General features: G+C 50.0%; 6 protein-coding genes. 3 read left to right on the forward strand and 3 right to left on the reverse strand.

The annotated features are described in order from the left end of the window. Positions 1-3 precede the first annotated feature (3 nt). Entirely contained in the window at positions 4-207 is a 204-nt protein-coding gene (locus F1593_RS16130) for a hypothetical protein (protein ID WP_149402591.1), read from the reverse strand. Between the two features lie 242 nt (positions 208-449). On the opposite strand from F1593_RS16130, the gene F1593_RS16135 reads away from it, so the two are divergent. Beyond that, a complete protein-coding gene (locus F1593_RS16135; RefSeq protein WP_149402592.1) occupies positions 450-1136 on the forward strand; it encodes a hypothetical protein in 687 nt (228 codons plus the stop codon). A gap of 455 nt (positions 1137-1591) precedes the next feature. Further along, on the forward strand, positions 1592-3970 hold the full coding sequence (locus F1593_RS16140; RefSeq protein WP_149402593.1) for a xanthine dehydrogenase family protein molybdopterin-binding subunit: 2379 nt from the start codon (positions 1592-1594) through the stop codon (positions 3968-3970). Between the two features lie 71 nt (positions 3971-4041). On the opposite strand, the gene F1593_RS16145 is transcribed toward F1593_RS16140, so the two are convergent. Continuing rightward, positions 4042-5343, reverse strand: coding sequence for a TIR domain-containing protein (locus tag F1593_RS16145; protein ID WP_172632167.1), 1302 nt, complete (start codon positions 5341-5343; stop codon positions 4042-4044). Then, complete coding sequence (locus F1593_RS16150; RefSeq protein WP_216368882.1) at positions 5285-6511, reverse strand: class I SAM-dependent methyltransferase; 1227 nt, start codon at positions 6509-6511, stop codon at positions 5285-5287. Before F1593_RS16150 ends, F1593_RS16145 begins: the two co-directional genes overlap by 59 nt. Before the next feature lie 343 nt (positions 6512-6854). On the opposite strand from F1593_RS16150, the gene F1593_RS16155 reads away from it, so the two are divergent. Then, positions 6855-7919: a DUF4352 domain-containing protein gene (locus F1593_RS16155; RefSeq protein ID WP_149402595.1), complete on the forward strand. Its 1065-nt coding sequence runs from the start codon at positions 6855-6857 to the stop codon at positions 7917-7919. The last annotated feature ends 451 nt before the right edge of the window (positions 7920-8370 follow it).

The following is an 8370-nucleotide window of genomic DNA, read 5'->3' on the forward strand; positions in this document are numbered from 1 at the left end:
GTTTTAGAAATAATGTCTTTTCAACCAGCGAGCACGCAGGCGTACCAGGAGATAGGTTCCCAGGCTACCACAGACCAGGGCAACCGCAGTCCAGCTATAGATGGTGCTATAGCTGGAGGTGGTGAGTCCCAGGCCAAAGAGCGGGAACAGGATGATCATTGCCAGGCTTTTGGTTGTGCTTCTGTTGGGGGGCATTATACTTGCCATTCAGCAGTTTTTTTGCAACACAGCCCTTCATTTTGCTTGGTTATGGCCATCTGCTTCACCCTCCTGAAGCAATCTACCACTTTTCACAACTAAGTGTCACTGTAGTACTAAGATCAAAAAACGTATAGATATTTTTCAAGCATTATAGTATACTTGCTAGATAGACTAACGCAGATATAGGCGAGTTCCACGTGCATACATTGTAATATATTATTGCGTTTAACTTATTTAAGGAGATGTTGATGTCAACCAGGTTATTCCGTGTTCTGGCTGCAATTTGTGGTATCATTGGGGTCCTCTTGCTCATTACATCTTTCATAATTATTCCGAACCCACCTGCCCACCCGACTGTCGCACAATTGGTTGCGTATAAAAACCAGTATGACATACCCTTTGTCATTGGCTGCTGGCTTCAGGCTGTAAGTCCCGTGCTTATCGTGTTGTTCGCATTCTCAGTTGTACGCCTTGCAGGCAAACAAAACCATTTGGTGGGCTGGATGACATTCTTTGGAGGTGTCATCCTCGTGATGGTGAGCCTTGTAGAAGTCACATTTTACCTCAGCGCAATCAATGGCAATCCGGCAACGACAAGTTTAATAAGTCTCGATCTCATCGCAGCTGTCCAGCATCTCTATTCAATCGTGGCCGCGCCGATTCTTTTCTTTCCGCTAAGCCTGGTGTTTCTGAGCTCACCTGTGTTACGCAAGGTTATTGGCGCTATTGTAGCCTGCATTGGTTTTGCGATTGGCGCTGCATTTTCTATCTTAGGCATGATCGGCCTTTTTACGCCTGATCAGAATGTCGTCAATATTATGTCAATCGTCCAGGGAAACTGGTGGTTATTTGCCGCAATCGTGTTGATATTCTGGCCCGGCAAGGAGATTGAGGCGCCAGCGATAAAGATGGCTGAAACTGTACCCGCTATCTGAACACGATATGCTCTCACCTACCCAAAGAATCAGCAATCCTTGTGAGAGGATTGCTGAGGGGAGTAATGGAGGAAACCCCAGGATACGTGTAAAAATAGCTCATAGCACATTTTTGTTCAAGTTTTGCGCTGTTCAGATAACCGGCGTTTCTTGTACTCTACTATTCAAGCGCGAGCATAAAGAGCAGATCATGCTTTCCCTCATGCATAAATTGAACAGTGGTGAAGCCAATCTCAGTGAGTGTATGCTGCCCTGGCTGGACACCTGGCGCATCGGCTAACAGCTGGCTGCCGAGGCAGATGCCAAGATATCTGTGGCTGGCGTGTTTATAATTTAAGGGATGAGAGATGGTGGTGGTTGATGAGAAACGAGTAGAGAGCGGCTTTCGATCAGTGATCAGTTTTTTGTGTAGTGATCGAGATATGTGTATCGATCAATGAAAGGTTTTTTGCACGATGATCAGACAACGCGTACCTGCCGGTTTAGAGCGACGCTCTGAAGATTATCCTCTGATTACGGGTCGAGGTGCTTATGTGGATGATATCCGTCTTGCACCCGAGCGACCAGCAATAGTACAAATGGCGGTTGTGCGTAGTCCTCATGCACATGCTCGTATTGGTACCATTGATCTTGAGGCTGCTCGTACAGTGACCGGGGTGGTGGCGGCGTATACAGGCGCGGAACTGGTACGAGATCTGCCAGCGCTGGTTCCATTGATCCATTCAGATGCGAAGGATGTAAAACTACCAGAACGCCGTCCGCTCGCCGTGGATAAGGTGCGCTATGCGGGCGATCCTGTCGCGGTGGTGCTGGCTGAGACGGCTTACGCAGCCAGAGATGGACGTGATCAGGTACACGTTGACTATGAACCATTACCAGCAGTCATTGATCCTGTACGTGCACTGGAGCCGGATGCCCCCCTGCTCTATGAGGAAATGGGTAGGAATCTGATTCAGCAGACGGTTACGCAGGGCGGCGATCTATCCGCTGCCTTCGCGCAGTCCACGCATACTCTGCAACTTCGGCTGGAAAATCAACGCCTGGCTCCGAGTTCAATGGAGCCGCGTGGCTGCCTGTTTGATTATGATGCCAGCAGCGGCGAGCTGAATGCCTGGATCTCTTCTCAATCAGTCTTTCAGGCCCGCAATACGCTGGCGCGCTTCCTGAAAATGGAGCCGGAGCGCATTCATGTCCATAATGCCGATGTGGGTGGGGCGTTTGGCGCGAAAACGATCTTCCTGGGCGAGGAGATTATTGCGGCCTTGCTGGCGGTACGCCATGCCAGACCGGTAAAATGGGTCGAGGATCGCAGCGAGAATCTACTGGCGCATGTCCATGGACGCGGTCAGGTGAATGAGATTGAGGCCGCCTATACCGATACTGGACGCTTGCTGGGGCTCAAAGTACGCATCATTGGCGATACCGGCGCGTTTATCTATGGAATCGGGGCGATGATGCCGATCTTTACCTCTACCATGTTGAGCGGGGCCTATCAAATTCAGGCGATCGAGTGTACGGTGCTTTCGGTGCTGACGAATAAGGTGCCCATCAGCGCGTATCGCGGCGCGGGACGCCCGGAGGCCGCATATATTGTCGAACGTACGATTGAGGAGATCGCACGGGCCTTGCAGCTTGATCCCGTTGAGGTGCGGCGGCGCAATCTGATCCCAGCTACGGCCTTTCCCTATCGGACCCCGACCGGGCTGACCTACGATAGCGGCAATTATCAGTTGGCGCTGGATAAAGCTCTGGCCCTGGCGGATTATGCTGGCTGGCGGGAGAAGCAGCGCCAGCGCCGGGCCCGGCCAACCTCAAAGTATCTGGGCATCGGTGTCTCGACCTTTATTGAAACGACCGGCGGCACTATGTCTCAGAATGGATTGCATGAGGCTGCAACGGTGCGTATTTTGCCCGATGGCAGGCTGAGAGTGCAGTGCGGCGTTGCCCATAATGGGCAGGGACACTTTACAATCTTTGCGCAGCTCGTGGCTCAACTCTTTGATATTCCCGGCTCCCAGGTTGAGGTGCAGATGAATGATACCAGCCTGCCCGGTTATAGCACTGGTACCAATGCCAGTCGCATCACGCAGACAGCGGGCTCGGCGATCCATCTGGCGGCGAATGCTGTACGCGAGAAGGCACTGAAACTGGCCTCTCAACAGCTTGAAGTCGCCACACAGGATCTGATCGTGACCAGCGGCAAGATTATGGTTCAGGGCTCCCCCTCACATTTTGTGGAACTGGGAGCGCTGGCACGGGCCGTCGAGCAGCAACCGGAGCTGATCGAGCATGAAGCACCTAATCCCGCCAATGGTATCCCTATCGAAGGATTGGCCGCGTGGCGCTCGTTCACGCCACAATCGGCTGCCATCGCATCGGGCACGCATATCGCCATCGTCGAAGTAGATAGCGAGACCGGCGATATACAAATTCTACGCTATATCGCCGTTGATGATGGCGGCCACATCGTCAATCATGAGTTAGCCGAGGCCCAGATGCACGGCGCACTGACGCAAGGAATCGGGCAGGCACTCTTTGAAGGCGTATTCTATGATGAAGCGGGACGAAATCTGACGACGACCTTTATGGAATATGCGCTTCCGGCCCCGGATCAGGTTCCCGATTTCACATTAGAACTGGTCGAGACCCCCTCACCGCTCAATCCATTGGGAGCTAAAGGCATTGGAGAGGCAGGCACGATTGGCGCGCCTCCAACCATCGTCAACGCCACGCTCGATGCTCTCGCGCCCCTTGGCATCACCGATCTTGACATGCCCTTATTGCCAGAGAAAATCTGGTTCGCCATCCATGCCAGGCAATCATCCCAGCATTAATCGCGTAGGAGTCCTATCCAATCTTTGGGGATAGGACCCAATCCTCACTCTTCAGGATAAGCTAAGCTACATCATTTGAGTTCATCGATGACACGACGTACATCTTTGAGGATAGCATAAGCAGCACTATCTTTATCATCCCAGGCAGCAACGGGCTGCTTCTCCTGAGGGAGCGACCAGAGTTCACCAAACAGCTCATCCTTCCACCACTCATATGTTTCTTTGACGATGATAGGAATAACGTGGGTCAGTCCCTGTTCACGGCGCTGGAAAGCAGGTTTCAATTCATGCTCATAAATACTATCAGAAGCCATAAAAGCAGGGCTCACCAGCAACAACACGATATCAGCCTCATTGAGATAATCGGCCAATACCGCCGCACTCACCGAGCCAGCCAGGGTATTTTCCGCACGCCGGATCACAACTTCATGCCTGCGTTTCAATACACTGAACTGCTTTTCCAGCGTATCACAGAACCGCTTATCCTCAGGAGCATACGAGATAAAGATCGATATTGGTCTATCTATTACCCGAGAAGATAAGCCTGATTGGGTAGGCTGCACCTGCGCCAACTCCTTCAAAGTCACACGATTGGCATCCACACCCGGCCGCGTAAACAACTGTGGAATGTGATGCTGCGGAATATTCTTGATCTGTATCTGCGTGAGGCCCTGATCAAAAGCACTTTGCACCGACTCACCAAATCCCAAAGCCTGATAAAATCCAAATACAAATGCAATCGAAGCCTGATCACTAATAATATCACTCATACCAATAACACAATCAATATCTTTAGCAATCATTCTGGCTTGATTATGTGTATGGCAAGCATTTAACACAACTAAATGGATACGGTTTTTAAAAGCGTGTAACAATGCTTGAAGACTATCGCCTGTAATGGGCCTGATTTTTCTTTGCTCATCTTCAAAAAGGAGTTCACCTGTTTGTGTGCCATGACCACTGAAATGAACGATATTGGGCTGATAAGTATATAAATACTGAGAAAGACCATCATCAGTCACGGCCCATTCATTTTTAATGCTAAAGGCATTTCTATATTTACTAACATTAATTCTCTCTTTTATTGTGCGAATCTCTCTATCTGATTCTACCTTCATTGTCTGTTTTGGGGAAGCCGCCAGAAATAGGATTTGTACAGGATTGCCCACAAGGTTTTTCCTTTCGCTTTTGGTACAACTTGGCATCGTTATTGTAAAGCAGCGAAAAATGCAAGTCAAGAATTTATATATATCAATATATTGGTCCTTATGAAGCTGTGAGATTATGCGTCTGCTCCAGGGCCGGTGAAGAGAATCAGGCTGTTGGCTTTTCAGCGACGAGGGTAAAGGTTTTAGGGAGACCAATATCGTCAATTTTGCTATTCGGTTCTTCATCCAGGCGGCGAATCAGCAGGCCTGCGGCTGCAAAAGCGGTAACAATCTCGCCCAGGGTCCATTGCCGCAGATAGACGACGGGCGCGTCTTTCTGCTCTTGTCCGGGCAGATGCTTGCTAAAGGCGACCTTTTTGACGATGATCGTTTTGTCGAAATAATTGCCAGTGACACGATGCTTTTTGCCTTTTGAGGTGATCAGCTTGGTGGAGATAGGATGGAAATCCTGTAGGATCAAGCGACCGCCTGGAGAAAGGAGCTGCTGGACAATCCGGGCCAGCGGCGCGAGATCGATAAAATAATGCAGGATGCCGAGTTCCATGAAGACAAGCTGATAGCTGGCATTGAGTTCGGCTGGTGCCAGGGCCAACACATCAGCGACAAGATAGCGGATCTGCGTCTGAGCAGCCGCCGCAACCTCCCGCGCATAATGTGCATTCTCCTGCGAGATATCCACAATCGTGACGTCAGCGCCCAGCAAGCTCATGGCAATAGCCTTGGCTCCGTGTGAGCCTAAGAGATTGATGACCTTACATCCCGCCAGTGGTACCAGATACTGACTGAGCATCGAGAGGCGCTGCCTGGGATCTTTCCGTAGCCGCTCACCCAGGCTCTGAGGGGTTCCATGACGATGAATCCAGGCTTCATAGGCATCCTGATTCCAGGCTGCCTGGTTGAGTTGGCTATTTTCTTGTTGCAGCCGACGCAGATAGGCTCGGATAGCCTGTAGATCCACATCTCCTGCCGGTAAGGTACGGAGATAGAAATCGAGCGCCTTCACCCAGAATGGCTGCCCGGCATGTTGATAGGCCAATCGATCAGGATCAGTCACGACAACAGTGTTGAGATAGCCATAGAGGTGGACAGCGATACCATTGAGCGTGAACACACAATATTCATAGCAGCCAGCCCGCTGCTGGATGCCTTCATGTGCCTCAAAGAGCGCACAGGCCCGCGCCATCAAATCCCATTGTAGTGAAATTTCCAGGGTATCAGGAATAGTTGTTGTCACCCCCTGCACGAAGAGGGAAGTGGAGCCGATGAGAGTAGTGTCAATCGGGATGGTGGCTAAGCGGTTCAGGACGGTCATCAACGTCTGCCACCAGAGCTTGTCGGAAATCAATAGATTCACCTCGAGATATTTTGTCATCCCCATTATATACCACGAAGCAGTGCGCCACCCCCTGAACCACAATCAAACATGGCATCAATAGCGAGTAGACTAAAAAATCAGAAAACGGTGGAGAAGCATCCTGGACAATTGAGAAGTAAACGCTTGTTTTCTAGTATGCATTCAGTTATACTACACCTTAATTGAAACATAGTCATGTATCATACGTTAGACCCGGATAAAAATAGTGCGTCATAAAACAGCAGCATGGTCAGTTGAAACTCCAACTATCCCTATTTACTAACCATGACAAATATCATAACTGACAATTCCTGTCTGTTTAAACGCCAGCTTCGCTATTATCAGGAGGATTTTCATTTTAATGAGCAACAATTCTAATTATCCCCCCTACAATCAGCAGCCAGAAAATGAGAGAGCGTACGAACCAACCATACCAGCCACACCCAGCAATCCTGGTGGCCCAGGCCAGATAGTACCACCATCCCAACCCAATAATAATATCCCCCCCGCACCATATGGGCCAGGAACTACGGGCAATCAAAACAACTATCCTGCACCGTCACCAGCAAGCAACCAGCAGCCCTATTATGCTCCGCCACCAGCCAATGCGCAAAATAACCCGAGTAACATCAATAATCCCTATAGTGAGCAAGCGCCTGCACCATATGATCCTTATGCACAAAACCAATATGCACAGTCAGGAGCATATCCACCACCATTACCCGCAGGGGCAGCTCCCTATCCTGGTACTGGTTATCCCGGCTCTGGTTATCCAACGCCGCCCAAGAAAAAGAACAGGGGATTATGGATTGCACTTGGCATCGTAGGCGGCATCATAGTGTTGAGTATTGTGGGCTGTATCGTGGCCTCAAGTCTCATCATCAACAACGCACAATCGAATATCAGTAATTCGAATGCGACCGCGACCGCCGTTGCGAAACAGGACAATATTTCAGCGACTAGCACTAACACAGAAAGCACTAGCACTAACACAGGAGGCACTACTTCGGGAACAAATACCACAAACACAGCGGGTGGGCAAACGCAAACCTTACAAAACGTGGATTGTACAGTCAGCTCATTAAAAAAGATCGCCGGCGATGATTACGCCTCGCCCAAAGCAGGAAACCAATTCATTGTGCTCCATGTGAAGATAACCAATCATAGTGGTGCGAGCCAACACTATAATCCATTGGATTTCACAATTACAACATCACAAGGCAAGACCTTGAGCCATTCATATATTGTGCCGCAGGAATACGATACACAGCTCTCCTTTGGAAATCTGGGGGATGGTAAATCGGTTGAGGGAGATCTGGTGTTTGAAGTTCCCCAAAATGATCACCAGCAGACATTCAAGTGGAATCCGACCTTCAACGAGTTCGCAGATAATCCCGGCAACGCCGAGTGGAAGCTAACGCTATAATCGGCGATACCATCACGAGTATCTTCAAGTAAGCATAAAGAGGAGAATAGTACAACTGTGCTATTCTCCAGAGCGACCATCACGAGTTGTTGATGTGGGAAACAACGACCAACCTTAATGCAGCAGATCCCCAAACAGCAGCATGGAATGTGAATCTATAGTTGTCGAGGTGCGCTTTCCTCTTCCTCGTACAATACACTCACCCGTATGATCCCATCCGATCCCATCATGCCAGCGCGTTGGGGCGAGATGGTGGGACGTGAACGGGAAAGCGCACCTCGGTTGCGACCCTGGCCACCTACTCCAACAAATGGGGGTGAAGCAAGAGCTCCCTGCCTGTATGGTTTTCCGTCATCGAGACCCGGCCCTGTTTTCCCTCATCGTATCTGCAGAGGTGGGTGAGAAGGAGCCTGTCTTTCTGCGATATACTACCACGAAAAGGAGGGTGATG

Source organism: Dictyobacter arantiisoli (assembly GCF_008326305.1).
Taxonomy (GTDB): Bacteria; Chloroflexota; Ktedonobacteria; order Ktedonobacterales; family Ktedonobacteraceae; genus Dictyobacter; species Dictyobacter arantiisoli.